We start from the raw sequence: 16,914 nt of genomic DNA on the forward strand, positions 1-16,914 counted from the left end.
ACAGGCCCGGGCTCGTGGAACCCCGCTCACCCGACGCGAGAGTCGGGCCGCCGGGCTGACCCGTAACTGAAAAGCATCAGTTGGTCGGCTCGCTACGCGACCCGACCAGACTCACGAAACATCGAGGTTAGCACTAGTGTTAGCAGATCGGACGACATCCTCACCGTGAACGACGATCAACCACGGTATCCCGATGCCAAAGAGCCCAGACCGCGCCAGGCCCGAGGATCGGAAGCCACCCGGCAATCTAAAGCACCCGGTTTAGGAGTCAGATGCGCTCCAGGGCGCAAACATGCTATCTACCTGCTGCGTTATCATGTTGTGTGTGACGCTGATGTGGTGGCTGTCATCTTCCCCCGCTTGGACTCGGTGCTGGTTTGAACGTGTCGAACATGAGGGCGTTGCGTTACGTGTAATCGCAAACCTGAACGTGCACCTGGCTGGCCAACTGGCCGAGCATAATCCAGTTCCTACCTACGCCCCCGAGCTGAACCCCGTCGAGGGCGTCTGATCTCTCCTGCGGCGAGCCTTGGGCCAACATCGTCGTCTCCGACCTGACAGGACTCCTCCGGCTCGTCAAACGCAAGCTCAAGAAGATCCAGTACGGCCTCAGCTGCTCACCGGATGTCTCACCCCAGACCGGGCCCACCTCGACACCCCAGCAGACCCAAGACCGACTCTACGAATTTAATCTGTGGTAGTCGTCGGACGACGATGGGATATCCATGCCGACCGCCCCAAGACACGGGCCTACCTCTTGTATCTTAATTAACTATCCTGCGCTCAGGGGTATGCCCTACGATGCTCTTATGGGTATGCCTTGGTCGTCAGACGGGATCACCACCAATACCGAGATCGCCCGTGGTGACTCCCTTACCGCTCTTCACGATCTGGAAGGGTTCCCGCCTTACGCGGCTTATGTTGCCAGAGGCAAGGAGATCGAGGAACTTATCTCGCTCACCTCGATATCATACGAGCTTTCCCAGCAACTTCTTTTCTCCACCCCACCGGAACAGCTCGCCGATGTTACGTTTGGCGAGTTGACGCCTGAGTGTTGGTCATATTCAATGGCCGATGTCGTCCTGAATGGCACTCCCGAAATGTCGGCTGCCTGGCTCAGATACGAAGAGTACGCACAGCACATGGATGGGACTCCCGAAGAAATAGCCAATCAGGCTAAGGCTGGCCTGCTTGGTCCGGTTCGGATCCATCCCTCCGATGGCGCCCCGGTCATTCTTTGGCCTCCCGAAAATGAGAGAGCAGTAGATTTTCAGGAGCCCGAACCCGGTACATATCGCTTCCAAATGGCAGCAAATGTTACGGCCAACGGCACTGTCGATCTATCGTTCGATCTATCTGACCCCGTACAACTCGAGGCGGCCCGCAAACATTACCTAAAATTGGCCACTTCCCTAGGAAAGGTTAACGAAGTGGCAAAACGAGCCAAATTCCTCCTATTTCGCGCAGCTTTCCTGCTCCAGTGGACCAGCTTCGAAGTCTTTCTCCGAGAGACGATTGAGGAGCTCTTGACCAGGCACCCCCAAGTAATACTTGAGTCTGCAGGAAAGAAGGGGACCCTGTCTTACGAGCAGTTGTTCTCGATGACCAATAAGCTCTCTACGATAGAGAGTCTACGCCGAGAGTTGATCGACATGGAGATTGAGAGGCTTCGCTCAAATGGTCGCTCGATCCATGGGATGCTCAATTTTCTGAAGGGCGCTTTCCGCTTCAAGAGCGATCCATACAAAGCCTGGTATGTATATAAAGGCGAGCGTCGCCAAGCATCCTATAACACGCTTATTGAGATCAAAGAACGAAGAAATACCCTGGTACACGAAGCTTCGGATAGCAGATCCGCTACATCAAGCAAGGAGGAACAGGAACTAGGCGACGAAGAATATATGAAATATATCCTGACCCTGCGCTCTGTCGCTTATAGTGTTTCGTTCAGTGTACACCACCAGAAATATGAAGTTCCAAATTCTGCCGGGCCTGCCTAGTCGTATCGATTGTCCACATATCTAGTGGGCAGCCCTGCATATCTATAAGCCTGGGACGCTCATTCTCTATCACACACTCCTTCGGGAACAGCGCCCTGAGCCTTGACATACCCTTCCTTGACCCACATAGATAAATTTCGTAGACGCCATCGGAATGGCCCGCCGCGCGACCCCCCTGAGGAAGTAATCGCCATGACGCACTGGAGAGGTTGTCAGTCGGTCAACTTGTGTTGGGAAGGATCAAGAAACTGACCGTCTTCGGGCGTTTGTCAAACGTGATGGAATCGATGGTCTCATCCATATTTCCCAACTCGCTAATCGCCAAGTCGAACACCTATCGGAGATAGTCACAGTCGGCGAGACGGTCACTGTCAAGATGACTGAGGTGAACCTTAACGTGGGCGGGTATCACCCTCACTCCGTGCGTTTCCCTGATGATCTACGCCAGTACGCGCTATCGCCATCCAATCGCCAGTCAAGCTTGCTCAGCCCGACGCCTCCGAAACTCTTGATACTGCGTATCTATCTCATTGCGCTGCGCAGGAATCACATAGATGTGATCAAGGAACGCCTTCGTTAGGGCAAGCGCATCTTCGATATCCGTCCGCCTGATCGGCTTACCTCCATGGTGGGCCCCGGCGTTTCTGAAGATCCGCAGGGCATGCGCCCAATCCAACAGTCGATTATCGATGATCGACTGTTCTCGAAGCTTGTTCAGCGCGACGTAGAGTTGCTCCGATGCGTTGTGATGGCTGCAAACTGCTTCAAGCGTCCGCCCAACTGCAACCGCAGCGGATTGATACTTCTTCAGTTCGAAACAGTCGAGCGCCTCTCTGAACTCTCGCCTGACGCCCTGTGGGATCGCCTCTGAGATCGGTTCCTTGGAATCGTCAGGCCAGATGACTTCGGGATCCCCCCAGTCTTCGCCATCGGGTACTTGCAGCGCGAGGAACGGAGCTTTACAGCGCCTACAGAGCAAGAGCGTCGCCTGGTACGGCTCCGCGTCCTCGTCTTTCCAGAAGATCGAGCGCTCCTTGGAGCCGGATACGGGACGCTTACACAGTGGGCAGTTCACCAGGAGAAACGGATCGTCGGACATATCCACCCATACGTTGCCAACCAAAGGTACCAGGATAGATCCAGATCACCCCTGTCAGGGCCCTACCTATGGAAGCTCGCTGTGTGCCCATGAGCGGGCCCCAGCTCCCCTCACCGCAGCCTTTGTGCCAGTCTGGAGGCACCTTTGGGTAGGGATAGCATCTGTGACTGTGCAGCGGCTTGCCCTATTCGACCTTGATAACACTCTCATCGACCTCAACGCCGCGTTCAGGGACTGGGCGGCTGAGTTCGCGCTCGACCGCCAGCTCGGGGCGGATGCCTTCGAGTGGTTGCTTGCCATTGATAAGGCCGGGCACCCACACCGTGCCGAGTTCTTCGCCACGATCCGCGAACGCTTCACCCTGGCCGAGTCGGTGGAAGGACTGTGGGCTCAGTATCGAACCCGCATGCCATACCTCGTCCACTGCCGGGCCGCGATCCTCGATGGCCTAACGGCTCTCCGGGCATCGGGGTGGTCAATAGGGATCGTGACCAACGGCATGGCTGATAACCAGCTTGGCAAGATTCAGCGGACCGGACTCGTTGATGTCGTCGATGCCTGGGCCATTTCGGGAGCCGAGGGCATCCGCAAGCCGGATATCCGACTCTTCGAGATCGCGGGACAACGGTGCGGCAAGTCCCTGACCGACGGCGGATGGGTTATCGGCGACAGCCTGACCTCCGACATCGACGGAGGCAACAAGGCAGGACTCCGAACTATCTGGATTAACTATCAGACCGTGTCTGACCTCGATCACGCCGCCCACCATGCTGTCCACCGAGTCGAAGACGCACTTAAACTGCTTCGAGACGCCACAGCACCGTAATGCTGATTTCCTTTAGTCTACGTTGTCGTCGCTACCTGTCCAATGTGGCGCGGGAGCGTATTGTGCGGAAGGTTTCGCGGAGGTCTGTTGCTTGGCGCAGGCGAAGGGCTTCAACGCCAGTGATGACCTCGGTGACTCGCCAATAATGTGAGGGCACCATGATTCCGCTGCTCATCGCTGTCATAGTGACGGCTGCGGCTTCGTCGGGCTGGTCTGTTGTAAGGAGCGCCAGGGCAAGGTCCAGGCGGGCGGCGAGTGCGCGGCGTGGACGTGCGGGCCCGTGGTGGGGGTGCTCCAGTCGGTCGAGTACCGCTCGTGCGTGGTGTTCGGCGGCGGTGTCGCCCAGCCAGGTGAGGGTGGTGGCGGTGTAGGCGTCGCTCTTGGCGGGGTCGTAGCGGTAGTGGTGTTCGGCCCTGTCGGGCATCGGCAGGTTGGCGGCGAGGTGTTCCACGTGGCTGAGCGCGCGGCGGGTTTCGGGGCCGTCGCCCAGGCGTGCCCATGCGCGTGCTTCCTGCGCGGTGGCCTGGATGTAGGCCGACCCACTCCGGGGGGCTACTTGGCGGGCGGCCTGGGACAGTTCCAGGGCGCGGCGGGAGTCTTGGCTGGTCAGGGATTGCCAGGCTTGTGTTTCCAGGCACCATGCCTGGATCTCCGGGCATTCGGCGTGCCGGCTCAACTGAGTGGCGGTGTCGAGCTGGGCATTGGCGGCGATGAAGCGGCGCAGGTCGATGTTGATGGTGGCGGCCAAGAGTGACAGCCACCCTCCCGCGACCAGCAAGCGCCGATGTTCGGCCAGCGTCTTCTTCGCGTCAAGCAGGCGGGCGACATAGGCCAGGTAGCGGCGGACGCGCACGTTCAGTTCCGCAGGTGGGGTGCGCGCGTAGGCCACCGCCAGGTCATCGACAGCCCGTTCCAGCTGAGTGAGAGTTACCTCGCCTACATCGCTGGCCATCGCGCGGCGGGCCAGTTCCATGACGGCGATCTCATCGTCATGGACGCCGCCCGGTAGCAGGCCAGGCTGGTCGTGCTCCTCGGCGAAGAGCTCGGCCTCGGTCATGCGGAAGACGCGGCAGTACAGCAGCCGGTAGGGGTCCTTGGGCTGGTGGTCTCCCGCTTCGTAGGACTTGACCCGCCGGAGGATGGTGTCGCGGCTGGGCAGGTGCTGGCGCAAGTTTCCGGTTGCGGCCTCTACCAGGGCCTTGACCATGTCGCGCTGGGACCAGCCCCGCTGCCGCCGCTGGGCGCGCAGCCGGACGGCCCAGGCGGGAGCCTCGCGTGGGGGATCGTCCTCGGTCGTCATGATGGGCCTTTTCCCTGGGGTGGGCCGGACACGAGTGCCTCCCCCTCAGTGTCCCCCGGGTGTCCCCCATCCGCACCTGCCCGCCACTGGCCTGCACCGACTGAATGGGAGGTGACCACAAGCACATAGACCCCTCACGGTGGGTGAACACCGGACGCGGGTCCAAGCCAGGAAACGAGGCCCTGAACCATGATGACCAGTAAAGCCACTCAGCGATCACCGAACACATTGCGCGGTGCGATCGATCTTCCCGGAGCCGCGATCGCGGTCCCCCAGGCTCGTGACTACGCCCGGCGCATCTGCGGCGAGCTACGGGAGGACCGTCTGGATGACCTGCTCCTGGTGATCTCGGAGCTGGTCGGGAACGCGGTGCGGCACTCGGAGTCGGGCCGCCGCCCGGATGGGCGGATTCGGCTGACGATCACCGAGTACGCCTATGCCCTCCAGGTCCTGGTGACCGACCAGGGCTCATCCTCCAGCGTCCCCCGCCTCCAGCCGGACGACGGCACCGTACGGGACCGGGGGCGCGGCCTTGCGATCGTGGAACAGCTGACCTCGGAGTGGGGGTGGCATGAGGAGCCGCCCAACCGGGTCGTCTGGTTCGACCTGGAGCTGACGCCATGACCACCGGACAGGTCCTCACCGGCCCCGCCGACACGACCGCACACAAGCAGAGCACAGTGGAGTTCTCCTGGCGGGACCGCCAAGTCATGCGCGCCCCCGAGATCCGCGAAAGAGCCGAACGCCGCCAGGAAATCGTCGAAGAACTGGCCCGGCGGATCACCAGCGGCGAACTAGCGCAGGGAGCGCCGTTCCCCACACTCCAGGAGCTGACGGGCCGCTACCTCATCACCCGTGCGATGGCCCGGCGTGTCCAGCGGAGCATCCGCGACCGCAAACTCATCCGCCGGGCACCGGGACAGCCCTACGTCGTCGGTGTCCCCGATCCGCCGCCGGAGGTTCCCCCGCCCTCGGTAGAGGAGCAGGTCTTCGAGGTGACGAGCTTTCTGGTGGAGCAGATCCTCAGCGGGCGGATCCGGCCGGGTGAGCGGCTGACGAGTAGGCGCCGATTGGTACGCGAGTTCGGGGTCAGCAGGTGGGTCGCCTGGCATGTGCTGTTCCGGTTACGCGCACGAGGCTGGGCCGTCGACTATCACGGCGGACGCCTGGGCACCTGGGTGCCCCCCGCCGACCAGTGGCCACCGCCCGACACCTCACTGGAAGAACATCCCATCCCCGACTGGCATGTCCCCAAGTCCAAGCGCACACCGGCAACCCAATCGGCACGGGGCACCCCACACGGTTGACCTCACCGAGGTCAACCAGAGCCCTGTCGATCCAGCAGCGCGGTTTCGGCAGGGCTGAGCCGGTTCGCCGAGGGTGGGCGCGATACTCAGCCCCAATCTCCGGTGGGCCGGGCTGAGGGACGAAGCCCGGACCGTCGATCGCCCCCAGCCAGCTACGGCGGCCGGCCACCCCGGGCGATCGTCAGGGCCGCATCAGTGCGGCGGTGGTTCTGCCCGGTGTTCAGGTGATCGGTTGTGCATCAGGGGGCGTTGCCCGCGCCGGGTGGGCGCGGGCCGGGACCGGCCGAAGGCCGCATGCCCGGCCCGCAGGTCCGCCCGGCGCGGGCGACGGCCGCGACGGCGCGAAGCGTCGTCGCCTTGAAGACGTGGAGAAAGTTCTCATCCGTCGGATCACTCAAGGCAGCCTGTGTCTATAGCTCCTGGGTTAGGTTCATCGCTCTGGCCTCTTGGTACGCCTTGCTGATCTGCTCGGCCGCCTCGTCTGGGGTCACGTCTTCTGTGCTGATGTGGAGATTGAGCGCCTCGTGGCCGTGGGTGTTGAGGTCGGCGAGTGTCTCATCCCAGGCGTGGAGTCGTCCGGCGGTGTCCGGGTCTCCTCGGCTGATCGATCGGCGTTCGCATTCTTCGCGGGAGATCCATAGCAGGACGGTCAGCCATGCCCCTCCGTCGATCAGGCGGCGGGTGTCGGGGATGTTGCCCATGTGGACGACGGGGACTTTCCCGGAGTCGGTGAGCGCCGCGATCTGGTGGCGGTCGATGGCGTAGGTGTTGCCGTAGCGGTGGGTCTCCGCTACGAGCCGTCCGGCTGTCCGGAGTTCTGCCAGGTGGGCTGGGGTGGTGAACTCGTATTCGCTGCCGCGTCGGTTTCCGGCCTTGAGCTTGCGCAGCAGGGTGAACCGCCGGTCGATGGCGGTGAGGGCGGTGGTGATGGTGGTCTTGCCGCTGGCGGGTGGCCCGTACAGGACGATGCCGGTCATGCCAGAATCCGGCGGAGGGTTTCGCGGGTGCGGTCGGCGAGGCTGATCGCCGAGCCGAGCCGGTTGTCGATGGTGATGTGGGCGGTGGGCGGGCTCTGGTCGGTGTTCAGGCTGCTGGTGTAGGTGTCCCAGTTGGCGAGTTTCCAGGCGTCGCGGCCCGCTCCGCGGAACTCGATGTACTCCCGCATGGATTCGACGTCGCAGCGGATCCAGATCACCGCGACGTCGATGCCCTTGGCCGCGCACCGGTTGGTAAGACGGGTCACCCAATCGGGGTCGGCGAGTTCGGCGATGAAGGGGGCCGACAGGATGGCCGAGGTGCCCAGGTCCAGGTTGTCCCACGCGGTTTCCATCAGGCACCGGTATCCCAGCGGGCGTACCTCGTGCAGGTACAGCTCAGAGTGACGGTCGTTCGGGTCGCCGCCGAGGGAGGTGAGGAGGCGTTCGGCCATGGGGCGGGTGATGGAGTCCTTGTCGAGGAAAGCCCAGCCGGTGATGTCGGACAGGAAGCGGGAGAACTCGGTCTTGCCGGATCCGGCGTAGCCGCCGACCAGGACAAGGATCGGTTTGGGGCTGCCCTGGCCGTGCCGCCGACGCCAGGCATCCAGAACGCGGCTGCGGAGAGCGTCCTGTTGGATGCCATCGGGGCTCAGGGCGGTGGAGACCTGGAGAAGGGTCTGCTGGATGAGCTGGGCCGCCTGGTTGTCGAGTGCGGGATCGGTGGGCTGTGGGAGTTCCGAGATGGAGTTTTCCACCCCGGGTTCTTCGCCGGGCAGGGGGTGGCGGAAACCGAGAGCGGGCTCACTGGCGCGATACATCAGGCAGTACGCGCGCCGGTAGTGCGGGCCGGGGTAGATGGTGCCACGTTCGTGTCCCCAGAGGGTCTGGAAGTTGGCGGCCGGGGCGGCCAGGCCGTGCCGGCTGGCCACCGTGCGGAGTTGATCGCCTGCCGCTTCCAGGCTGAGGCCGTGCGCCTCCCGGTGCTGGCGCAGGATGACGGGCTGCCATCCGGGGCGGGCAATCGTCTTCATTCCATCCATTCCGCTCGACGGCAACGAGCATGGCCGGTGGATATGAAAACGCATGTGTAAACGGTGTGGCGGCCGTTATGAAGAAGCTTGGCTAATCCGCCGTGATACTCAAAGCCGCGGGATCGCGATGAACTAGCGACATCCAGCCGGTGATGACCGGCCCGGTTGAAAGGGATGTCGATATGAGCAGCGATGGGCGGATTCTTGAAGAAATCCGGGCGATGCGGGCGGAATTGGATGAGCTGGTCTGCCGGGTCAGCGAGATTGCTTCCGCTCTGGGAACACGGCCTGTTCCAGATCCGCGATCCGGTCGCCCAGGTCCCGCAGGGCGCCCCTCATCTGGGAGAGTTGCTCGATGATCTCCGATTGCCCGCCTTCCGGCTGCTCAGGCTCTATGGGCTTGTCGGTGACGAACACGCCTTTGCCCTGCTGGCCGACAATGTATCCCTCGGTGCGCAGGACGCTGATGGCGGCTTTGACCACACTGGCCGAGACCTCGTACCGGGAGCAGAGCTGGGCGGTTGAGGGCAGGGCTGCGCCTGGCGCGAGTTCGCCGGTCTTGATCTTTGAGCGGAGGTCGTCGGCTATCTGGAGATAGCCCGCACGGCCGGTCTTTTGGACCAATTGCCCTTGCCCTTCGTGAGTGTGTGACCTTCAGTTCACCACAGCCTGACCGACACGCCAACCAAGTCCGCGTTGAATGCCTTGACAACTTAGAATGCTAAGTAGACCATGAGTGCTAAGCAGTTCTTGTAGTTCACCTCTGAGGAGCACCGACAAATGCGCAACATCCCTATCCCTGTCGACACCGCCCGCCTGACCATCACCTGCGTCAAAGCCCCGCAGCCCCGCGTCCTGAACCGAGACACCGGCGAGATCAAGACCGACAAGAACGGCCAGACCGTCTACGAGGTCACCGCCTCGGTGGAAGACGAGTTCGGCCGGATCGAACTGGTCAAGATGAGCGTCTCCGGCCAGCCGCCCATCACGATCGGCCAGCAGATCAACCCGATCGGCCTGGTCGGCTATGTGTGGGAGATCTCCGGACGGTGGGGCATCTCCTACCGGGCCTCGGCCATGCTGCCCGGCCGTCACCGGGGAGACCGCCGATGTCTGACCCGCTGCTCCCGGCGGTGATTACGGTCCTGGCCGGCTTGGTGGCGGGGCTGTGGGCCTGGCACCGCTACCACCACCGCTCGTTCTGGCTGATCTTCGGCTACCCCTCGACCGCCATCGCCGTCCGCTTCACCTGGCGACGGGTCGCCCTCGGCTGCGGCCTGACCAAGAAACGCGAACGCTTCTGGTTCACCCTCACCCCCAACCTGGTCCCCTCCACCGGGATCGTCAGCGTCAGACGGCGCTTCCAGAAGGTCGGGGTCGACACCAAGCCGTGGATGTGGTGGCCCCTCCCCACCCGCTACGGCTGGCGCGTCACCGTCTGGCTCCTGGAAGGACAAGTGCCCTCCGACTACACCAACGCAGCCGAACAACTCGCCCACGCCTGGGGCGTCCACGCCGTCCGCGTCTCCTCCCACAAGCGGGGCCGCGTCGTCCTCAACGCCATCATCCGCGACCCGTCGTCCGCGACCCGTTGTCCGCCATCGACCAGGTCCCGCCATCAACCGAGCTGCTCAAAGTCACCGTCGGACGACTGGAGACCGGCCAACCGTGGACGGTCGACTTCCGCACGATCCCGCACTGGATCAACGCGGGCGCCACCCAATCCGGCAAGTCCAACCTGGCCAACGCCCTCATAGTCGGTCTGGCCCCACAAGAGGTCGCCCTGGTCGGCTTCGACCTCAAAGGCGGCGTCGAACTCACCCCCTACGGGCCGCGCCTGTCGGCGCTCGGGACCACGCGATCAGAGTGCGCCAGCCTGCTTGATGACCTGGTCGCGCTGATGACCGACCGGATGGGGATATGCCGGATGGCCGGGGCGCGCAACATCTGGCAGTTGCCTCCGGCGCTGCGGCCGGTGCCGGTCGTGGTCCTGGTGGACGAGCTTGCCGAGCTGTATCTGATGGCCGACAAGTCTGAGAAGGAGGAGGTCGCCAAGACCTCGACCTCGCTCCTGCGGGTCGCTCAGCTGGGGCGGGCGTTCGGGATCTACCCTGTTCTGCTCCGGCCAGCGCATCGGCTCAGATCTCGGCCCCGGAGTGACCGCGCTGCGGGCGCAATGCTCGGGCCGCGTCTGCCACCGGGTCAACGATCCCGAGACGGCCACGATGACGCTCGGTGACCTGGACCCGGCCGCGCTGGAATCGGCGCGATCGATCCCGGCCGACACACCGGGGGTGGCGATCATCACCGGCTCGGACGGCCGGTGGTACCAAGCTCGCTCCTTCTACGTCACCGAGCAAGCCGCCGAACACGCTGCGCGCTCCCACGCTCACCGCGCCCCGAAGTGGGCGGACATCATCGCGGGCCAGCACACCGCGCCAATCGTCGCCGAGCAATCCGCCGCGTGATCCGGAGGAGGAAGCCCGATGCGTCGTCTTGCCGCCTGGCTGCTGGACAGCGGTCCCGTCCTGGTTCTGGCCCTCATCGCCGGTGCCGGCTCTTTCACCCACATCCGCGACACCGCCCACGACAGCGGCCAGACCGGATGGATGGCCTGGGCCGTGGCCGTCTGCGTCGACCTGACCTGCGTCATGGCCGCCCGGGAACGCCAGCGCGACAAGAAGACCGGACGTCCCCGGCATGGCTGGACGTCCTGGCCCACCCTCGTCCTGATCGCGGGAATCGTCCTGTCCCTGGCCGCCAACCTGCACCAGGCCGAACCCACCGTATGGGGCTGGCTCACAGCTGCGACCCCGGCCGGGGCGTTCCTGATCGCGATCTCGATGCTGGAGCGCCGGGCGTCCTCGGCCCGTCCCGAACCGTCCCCGGACGTCCTGGAGCCGTCCCCGGGCCAGGTGGCGACCTCACCTGAATCGTCCATGACCACCGGCATCCCAGCCTCATCTCTCGACGTGCCGTCTCCGAGCCCGCAGCCCGTCCCCGGTCATGAGGACGGGACGGATACGGCGTCGGCCCCGTCCCCGGCTCTGCTCGATTACGCCCGGCGGGTCGCTGAGGAACACCACAACCGGCACGGCAAGCCCATCACCCGCGATGCCCTGCGCGCCCGGCTCGGCGTCTCCAACCAGCTCGCCTCCGACCTGCTCCGCAACCTGCGGACCACACCAGAAACCGCCTGACCGAAAGGAACCTCAATGATCGACTTCAGCCGTACCGACTTCATCACCGGCCTGCGACACCTGGCCGACTTCCTGGACACCAACCCCGCCGTCCCGGCCCCGTCCTCGTCCTTGAACGTCTACTGCTTCCTTCCGAACGCCGAGGACGCGGCGATGGCTGCGGCCGTCGACCGTATCGCCGCCTACCTGGGCACCACCGTCGACCCCGACGACGTACGGCACGGCCACCACACCACCGCCATCTCCTTCGGCCCGGTCCGCTACGAGGTCGCCGCCCTCCTGTCCACCGCCCGCATCCGGCAGAAGGCCCTGCACGACCACTTCACCACCCCCGACGCCTGACCAGAAACGGAGAACCGATCATGCGAATCCGCATTGATGGCACCAGCACCGAGATCGCCTACGCACTCGCCGAACTCCGCCGACTCCTCCCCGTGGCCTCCGTCTCGGAGCCCATGGCCACCGATCAGCCCTACCGGTGGCGGATCTACCTCAACACCAACCCGGCACGCACGATCTGATCAGCCGCCCTCACGGAACCGCCATCGATTCCAACACCTCGTGCGCCCACTGCCACCGGGCCGGAGTCGACATCTACGGCGCATAGCCGTTGCGCCCCCCGCCTGGCCACACATCCGCCAAGATCCGCGCCAGGCCGGGGGCCATCCCAACCAGCTCACTGGACAGGACAGGACCCAATCTTGCCTACCACCAACACCCACGCGATAGCCGGGATCATCGAACGCCTCAACGACCCGCACTACGACCGCTGGGCCGCCCAGATCCGCCGGACCGGCGGCTGCCGACAACCGATCCACCTGCGCGGCCGAGTCGAACACTTCGACCGCACCACTGGCCAACTCCTCCACCGCTACACCACCGCCACCGAACCAGGCGGCGTCCTGCGCGTCCCGTGCAAGACCCGGCGCGCCTCCCGCTGTCCCGCCTGCGCCGAGGTCTACCGGGCCGACACCTTCCACCTGGTCCGCGCAGGCCTGATCGGCGGCAAAGGCGTCCCAGAAGCGGTCAGCACCCACCCATGCCTGTTCGTCACCCTCACCGCGCCCTCCTTCGGCCCCGTCCACGTCCACCGAATCAAGAACGGCAAGACCCTGCCCTGCCACGCCCGCCGCGACGCCGTCACCTGCCCACACGGAAGGGTGATGTCCTGCACTGTCAGGCACCGGCACGATGACGAGCAACTCGGCGAACCGCTCTGCCCCGACTGCTACGACTACACCGGCTCAGTCCTGTTCAACGCCCTGGCCCCCGAACTGTGGCGACGCTTCACCGAGGCCATCCGCCGCCGCCTGGCCAAGAACGCGGGCCTGACCCTGCGCGAACTCCGCGAACACCTGACCATCTCCTTCGCCAAGGTCGCCGAATACCAACGCCGGGGAGTCGTCCACTTCCACGCCGTGATCCGCCTCGACGGCCCCACCGGCCCCGACTCAACCGCCCCAGCCTGGGCCACCTCCGACATGCTCACCGACGCCGTCCAGCACGCGGCAGGCGCCATCTCGGTGCCCATCACCGTCCCCGGCGAACCGGCCCGTGTCCTACGGTGGGGCGCCCAGCTCGACGTACGCCAGATCACGATGAACGGCGAACTCACCGAACAAGCCGTCGCGGCCTACATCGCCAAGTACGCCACCAAAGCGGCTGAGTGCGTCGGCACCCTCGACCGGCGAATCAACGCGCTCGACGACGTGGCCAGCCTGCCCGTACGCGAGCACGCCCGGCGGCTCATCACCGAATGCCTCCGCCTGGGCTCCCTCGACGACCTCGCCGACCTCCGGCTGATCCAGTGGGCTCACATGCTCGGATTCCGCGGCCACTTCTCCACCAAGAGCCGCCGCTACTCCACCACCCTCGGCGCGCTGAGAGCAGCCCGCGAGGAACACCAACGCCAAGACGCGACCACCACCGGCCGCCTTCCGCTCTTCAACGAGGACACCGTGCTCGTCCTAGGCCGCTGGGAGTACGTCGGCATGGGTCTGAGCGCTGCTGACCAGGTGATCGCCAGATCTTCGCTCGGCGTCACTCCGTCTTCGGCGGGTGGCCGATGAATCGACTCCTTCTGACGGTGCCCGAAGCGGCGGCAGCCCTCTCGATCTCGCGGAGCAAGCTCTACCAGCTCATCGCCAGAGGGGCGGTCGAGTCCATTCGCATCGAAGGGTGCCGACGCGTACCTGTCACCGCCTTGCACGCCTACATCAACCGACTTGGAACGAAGGGGGACACCCAGTGAGCACGAACGACAAGCCACGCCGCAAGAAGGCAACCCCCAAGCTCCGCGACGGCGTGATGAAGCGCGGCAGCACATGGGCTTTTGTCATCCGCGTCAAGGATCCCGAGACCGGCGAGAGCAAGCCGAAATGGGTAAGCGGCTTCGCTAACGAAGACGACGCGAAAGCTGCCAGAGACGAGGCGCGCGTCAAGGCCAGGCGTGGGGAGTACGTCGATCGGAACACGATCACCGTGAGCCAGTACCTGGCTGACTGGCTGGATGCGCACGCAATGGAAGTCAAGCCGCGCACCCTCGACGACTACCGGAACTGCATTCGCCTGTACGTCACCCCCCGAATCGGTGACATGCGTCTTCAGGCGGTTCGGCCAACCACAATCACGAAGCTCTACCGCGATCTCAGTACGACGGGCGGCCGTTCCCGAAAGGGCCTCGCGGGCACCACGATCAAGCACCTTCATGCGATTCTTCGCAAGGCTTTCCGCGATGCCGTAGAAGTCGATGGCCTCCTCGAATCCAGCCCCATCGAGCGAGCCAAGCGGCCTCGAACTGATCCTGACGAGCCCGGGGTGATCTGGACCAAAGCCCAGGTCAAGGTGTTTCTCCAGGCGGCCAGCGAACATCGTCTGTCGGCCTTCTTCCATCTCGCGGCGTACACGGGAGCACGCCGAGGCGAGTTGCTGCATCTCCGCTGGGCGGATGTCGATCTCGATGGAAAGCAGATCACCATTACTGGCTCAACCGCTGTGATCAAGGGGGAACGGGTGAACGGCACGACCAAGAGCGGCCGGTCCCGCGTGGTCAGTATCGACTCTGAGACCATTCGCGTTCTGCGTGAGCACCGGAAACGGCAGGCCGCCGACAAGCTCTTGATCGGCAAGGAGTGGCGCGGCAAGGACGACTATGTGTTCACAACCGGCTGGGGCGAGCAGATCTATCCAGACACTGTCACGAGCCTGATGTCAAAGATCATCAAGGGCCACAACGACAAGGCCGACCCACCGGCCGTATCTCTGGCACACGCCAGGTTGCATGACCTCCGCCATGTCCATGCGACCACACTTCTCCTCGCGGGCGTCCCCGTCCACATCGTCGCGGCCCGCCTCGGCCACGCCGACCCGGCGATCACCCTGCGCGTGTACGCCCACGTCATCCGCCAGGCCGAGACGTCATGCGCCGACATCTTCACGAAGGCCATCACCGACGCCTGTTAGCACAGGTGTTAGCAAGATCGCAGATTTGTCCTGACAAACAAAGAGCCCCTGACCCGGAAATCCCTGGTCAGGGGCCTACTCGTAAGAGAGCCGCCTTGGGGAATCGAACCCCAGACCTACGCATTACGAGTGCGTCGCTCTGGCCGACTGAGCTAAGGCGGCGTGCCATGCGGCAGTGGAAGTCTACAGGGTTTGGGAGGGTTCTTGCGCGTGGGTTAGCAGCGGGTGCTGGGGGCGGGGGGTTTGCGGGTGATCATGTAGGTGTCGATGGCGGTGTCGATGCAGGTGGAGCCGGACATGTAGGCGGTGTGGCCGTCGCCGTTGTAGGTGAGGAGGACGGCGGAGGTGAGTTGTTTGGCCATGGCCTCGGCCCACTCGTACGGCGTGGCGGGGTCGCGCAGGGTGCCGACGACCACGATGGGCGGGGCGCCGTTGGCGGTGAGTTTGCGGTCGGGGTCGGCGGACTTGACGGGCCAGTAGGCGCAGGGCAGGGAGTCCCACATCACGAACTCGCCGAAGCGGGGGGACAGTTTGGCGGCGTCGGCGGCGGCGTCCTGGTACGCGGAGAGGTTGGCCGGGTAGGCGTGGTCGACGCAGTTGATGGCCTTGTTGGCCTCGGTCTGGTTGGAGTAGGTGCCGTCCGCTTTGCGGCCGAGCAGGATGTCGGCGATGCGGAGGAGGTAGGTCCCGTCGCCGGCGAAAGCGGTACGGAGGGCCTCGCGGAGCACGTCCCAGGAGTTGCGGTCGTAGAGCGGGGTGGCGATGCCGAACGCCACCCAGGTGTCGTTGATCTTCCGGTCGTCGAGGGTGTTGCGCAGCGGCGTCTTGTCGGCCCGGGCGAGCAGCGCGCTGATCTCCGCCAGGGCCCCGTCCACCGTACGGCTGGTGAACGGGCAGTCGGCGGCGGTCAGGCAGTTCTCCACGAAGGCGGTCAGGGCCACCTCGAAGCCCTTGGACTGTAGGGCGTTGGAGGTCAGCGCGGGGATGGCGGGGTCGACGGCGCCGTCCAGGACCAGGGCGCGGACGTTCTTGGGGAACAGGTCGGCGTACATCGCGCCGAGGTAGGTTCCGTAGGACTTGCCCAGGTAGGTGAGCCCCTCGTCGCCGAGGACGGCGCGGAGCACGTCCATGTCGCGGGCGGCGTCGACCGTCCCCACATGGGGCAGGAGTTTGGCGGATTTCTCCTGGCAGCGGGCGGCGAACTCGCGGGAGCCGCGGTCCATGGCGGTGGTTTCCGCCGGTGAGTCGGGGCTCATGTCGAGGCCGATGTACGCGTCGAGGTTCTTGCCCGACATGCAGGTGACCGGGGTGGAATCCCCGACACCGCGGGGATCGAAGCCGACGATGTCGAAGCGGTCGCGGAGTTTGGCGCTGATGTTGGATTCGGCGGATCTGGCGTAATCGATGCCGGAACCGCCCGGGCCGCCCGGGTTGAGGAGGAGAGAGCCGATCCGGTTGCCGGAGGCGGGGAGGCGGATGACGCTGAGCTGGATGCGCTCGCCGGTGGGCTGGTCGTAGTCGAGCGGGACCTCGATGCCGGCGCATTCGAAGCCGCCGTCGCAGTCGCGCCACTTGGGCTTCTGCTCGTAGTACGGCGCCAACGAGGCCTCGGGGGCCGCGATTCGGGGCGGTTCCTCCCCGTTGGAGCACCCAGCGCCGAGCAGAGCCATCAGAGCCAGAAGCACGAAGGGACGCGTCACCCCCAAAGAGTA

Annotated in this window: 20 protein-coding genes, 1 tRNA gene and 2 pseudogenes; 15 read left to right on the plus strand and 8 right to left on the minus strand. The window is 64.5% G+C overall.

Annotated features, from left to right (window positions below; translation table 11 throughout):
- Positions 1-791: 791 nt before the first annotated feature.
- Both KIP79_RS24390 and KIP79_RS50160 read left to right on the plus strand, forming a co-directional pair.
- A complete protein-coding gene (locus KIP79_RS24390; protein WP_214107239.1) occupies positions 792-2,000 on the plus strand; it encodes a hypothetical protein in 1,209 nt (402 codons plus the stop codon).
- A 259-nt stretch (positions 2,001-2,259) separates the two neighbouring features.
- Positions 2,260-2,580 (plus strand): annotated as a pseudogene (locus tag KIP79_RS50160) (S1 RNA-binding domain-containing protein); the annotation flags it as partial.
- Here KIP79_RS50160 and KIP79_RS24400 read toward each other — a convergent pair.
- Positions 2,476-3,123, minus strand: coding sequence for a DUF4145 domain-containing protein (locus KIP79_RS24400; RefSeq protein WP_214107240.1), 648 nt, complete (start codon positions 3,121-3,123; stop codon positions 2,476-2,478). The pseudogene KIP79_RS50160 and the gene KIP79_RS24400 overlap by 105 nt on opposite strands.
- A 139-nt stretch (positions 3,124-3,262) precedes the next feature.
- On the opposite strand from KIP79_RS24400, the gene KIP79_RS24405 reads away from it, so the two are divergent.
- Complete coding sequence (locus KIP79_RS24405) at positions 3,263-3,925, plus strand: HAD family hydrolase (RefSeq protein WP_308169862.1); 663 nt, start codon at positions 3,263-3,265, stop codon at positions 3,923-3,925.
- Positions 3,926-3,956: 31 nt separating this feature from the next.
- Here the strand turns inward: KIP79_RS24405 and KIP79_RS24410 are convergent, their stop codons facing one another.
- Positions 3,957-5,225 carry an NsdA family TPR-like regulatory protein gene (locus KIP79_RS24410; protein ID WP_214107241.1) on the minus strand — a complete coding sequence of 423 codons (1,269 nt, stop codon included), beginning with the start codon at positions 5,223-5,225 and terminating at the stop codon, positions 3,957-3,959.
- Between the two features lie 228 nt (positions 5,226-5,453).
- On the opposite strand from KIP79_RS24410, the gene KIP79_RS24415 reads away from it, so the two are divergent.
- Positions 5,454-5,849: an ATP-binding protein gene (locus KIP79_RS24415; protein WP_214107242.1), complete on the plus strand. Its 396-nt coding sequence runs from the start codon at positions 5,454-5,456 to the stop codon at positions 5,847-5,849.
- Positions 5,846-6,532 carry a GntR family transcriptional regulator gene (locus KIP79_RS24420; protein WP_214107243.1) on the plus strand — a complete coding sequence of 229 codons (687 nt, stop codon included), beginning with the start codon at positions 5,846-5,848 and terminating at the stop codon, positions 6,530-6,532. Before KIP79_RS24415 ends, KIP79_RS24420 begins: the two co-directional genes overlap by 4 nt.
- A gap of 239 nt (positions 6,533-6,771) precedes the next feature.
- Here the strand turns inward: KIP79_RS24420 and KIP79_RS24425 are convergent, their stop codons facing one another.
- The 4 genes from KIP79_RS24425 to KIP79_RS24440 form a co-directional block, all read right to left on the minus strand.
- A complete protein-coding gene (locus tag KIP79_RS24425) occupies positions 6,772-6,930 on the minus strand; it encodes a hypothetical protein (protein WP_214107244.1) in 159 nt (52 codons plus the stop codon).
- Between the two features lie 12 nt (positions 6,931-6,942).
- Positions 6,943-7,509, minus strand: coding sequence for a P-loop NTPase family protein (locus tag KIP79_RS24430; protein ID WP_214107245.1), 567 nt, complete (start codon positions 7,507-7,509; stop codon positions 6,943-6,945).
- The gene (locus KIP79_RS24435) at positions 7,506-8,540 is read right to left on the minus strand and encodes a P-loop nucleotide/nucleoside kinase family protein (protein WP_214107246.1); all 1,035 of its coding nucleotides are present in this window, start codon (positions 8,538-8,540) and stop codon (positions 7,506-7,508) included. The genes KIP79_RS24430 and KIP79_RS24435 overlap by 4 nt, the downstream gene beginning before the upstream one ends.
- 255 nt (positions 8,541-8,795) lie before the next feature.
- A complete protein-coding gene (locus KIP79_RS24440; protein WP_214107247.1) occupies positions 8,796-9,164 on the minus strand; it encodes a GntR family transcriptional regulator in 369 nt (122 codons plus the stop codon).
- Positions 9,165-9,320: 156 nt separating this feature from the next.
- On the opposite strand from KIP79_RS24440, the gene KIP79_RS24445 reads away from it, so the two are divergent.
- From KIP79_RS24445 to KIP79_RS24480, 10 genes and pseudogenes are all read left to right on the plus strand, one after another.
- Positions 9,321-9,677 carry an SCO3933 family regulatory protein gene (locus KIP79_RS24445; RefSeq protein WP_214107248.1) on the plus strand — a complete coding sequence of 119 codons (357 nt, stop codon included), beginning with the start codon at positions 9,321-9,323 and terminating at the stop codon, positions 9,675-9,677.
- Positions 9,650-10,090, plus strand: a pseudogene (locus KIP79_RS50450) (FtsK/SpoIIIE domain-containing protein); the annotation flags it as partial. The gene KIP79_RS24445 and the pseudogene KIP79_RS50450, both read left to right, overlap by 28 nt.
- Before the next feature lie 41 nt (positions 10,091-10,131).
- The gene (locus KIP79_RS47275; RefSeq protein WP_250213760.1) at positions 10,132-10,779 is read left to right on the plus strand and encodes an FtsK/SpoIIIE domain-containing protein; all 648 of its coding nucleotides are present in this window, start codon (positions 10,132-10,134) and stop codon (positions 10,777-10,779) included.
- Entirely contained in the window at positions 10,766-11,008 is a 243-nt protein-coding gene (locus tag KIP79_RS47280; RefSeq protein WP_250213761.1) for a hypothetical protein, read from the plus strand. Before KIP79_RS47275 ends, KIP79_RS47280 begins: the two co-directional genes overlap by 14 nt.
- 18 nt (positions 11,009-11,026) lie before the next feature.
- Positions 11,027-11,740 (plus strand): DUF2637 domain-containing protein, encoded by a 714-nt coding sequence (locus KIP79_RS24455; RefSeq protein ID WP_214107249.1) that lies wholly within the window; start codon positions 11,027-11,029, stop codon positions 11,738-11,740.
- 15 nt (positions 11,741-11,755) lie between these two features.
- On the plus strand, positions 11,756-12,082 hold the full coding sequence (locus KIP79_RS24460; protein WP_214107250.1) for a hypothetical protein: 327 nt from the start codon (positions 11,756-11,758) through the stop codon (positions 12,080-12,082).
- Positions 12,083-12,102: 20 nt separating this feature from the next.
- The gene (locus tag KIP79_RS24465; RefSeq protein WP_214107251.1) at positions 12,103-12,261 is read left to right on the plus strand and encodes a hypothetical protein; all 159 of its coding nucleotides are present in this window, start codon (positions 12,103-12,105) and stop codon (positions 12,259-12,261) included.
- A 180-nt stretch (positions 12,262-12,441) separates the two neighbouring features.
- Positions 12,442-13,809, plus strand: a complete 1,368-nt coding sequence (locus KIP79_RS24470; protein ID WP_214107252.1) for a replication initiator — start codon at positions 12,442-12,444, stop codon at positions 13,807-13,809.
- The gene (locus KIP79_RS24475; RefSeq protein WP_214107253.1) at positions 13,806-13,991 is read left to right on the plus strand and encodes a helix-turn-helix domain-containing protein; all 186 of its coding nucleotides are present in this window, start codon (positions 13,806-13,808) and stop codon (positions 13,989-13,991) included. Before KIP79_RS24470 ends, KIP79_RS24475 begins: the two co-directional genes overlap by 4 nt.
- Complete coding sequence (locus KIP79_RS24480; RefSeq protein ID WP_308169863.1) at positions 13,988-15,202, plus strand: site-specific integrase; 1,215 nt, start codon at positions 13,988-13,990, stop codon at positions 15,200-15,202. The genes KIP79_RS24475 and KIP79_RS24480 overlap by 4 nt, the downstream gene beginning before the upstream one ends.
- Positions 15,203-15,290: 88 nt before the next feature.
- Here KIP79_RS24480 and KIP79_RS24485 read toward each other — a convergent pair.
- Positions 15,291-15,364 (minus strand) — tRNA-Thr (locus KIP79_RS24485).
- 53 nt (positions 15,365-15,417) lie between these two features.
- Positions 15,418-16,902 carry an alpha/beta hydrolase gene (locus tag KIP79_RS24490; RefSeq protein ID WP_308169864.1) on the minus strand — a complete coding sequence of 495 codons (1,485 nt, stop codon included), beginning with the start codon at positions 16,900-16,902 and terminating at the stop codon, positions 15,418-15,420.
- Between the last annotated feature and the right edge of the window lie 12 nt (positions 16,903-16,914).

The sequence above is a fragment of the Acrocarpospora catenulata genome (assembly GCF_018476525.1).
Lineage (GTDB): Bacteria > Actinomycetota > Actinomycetes > Streptosporangiales > Streptosporangiaceae > Acrocarpospora > Acrocarpospora catenulata.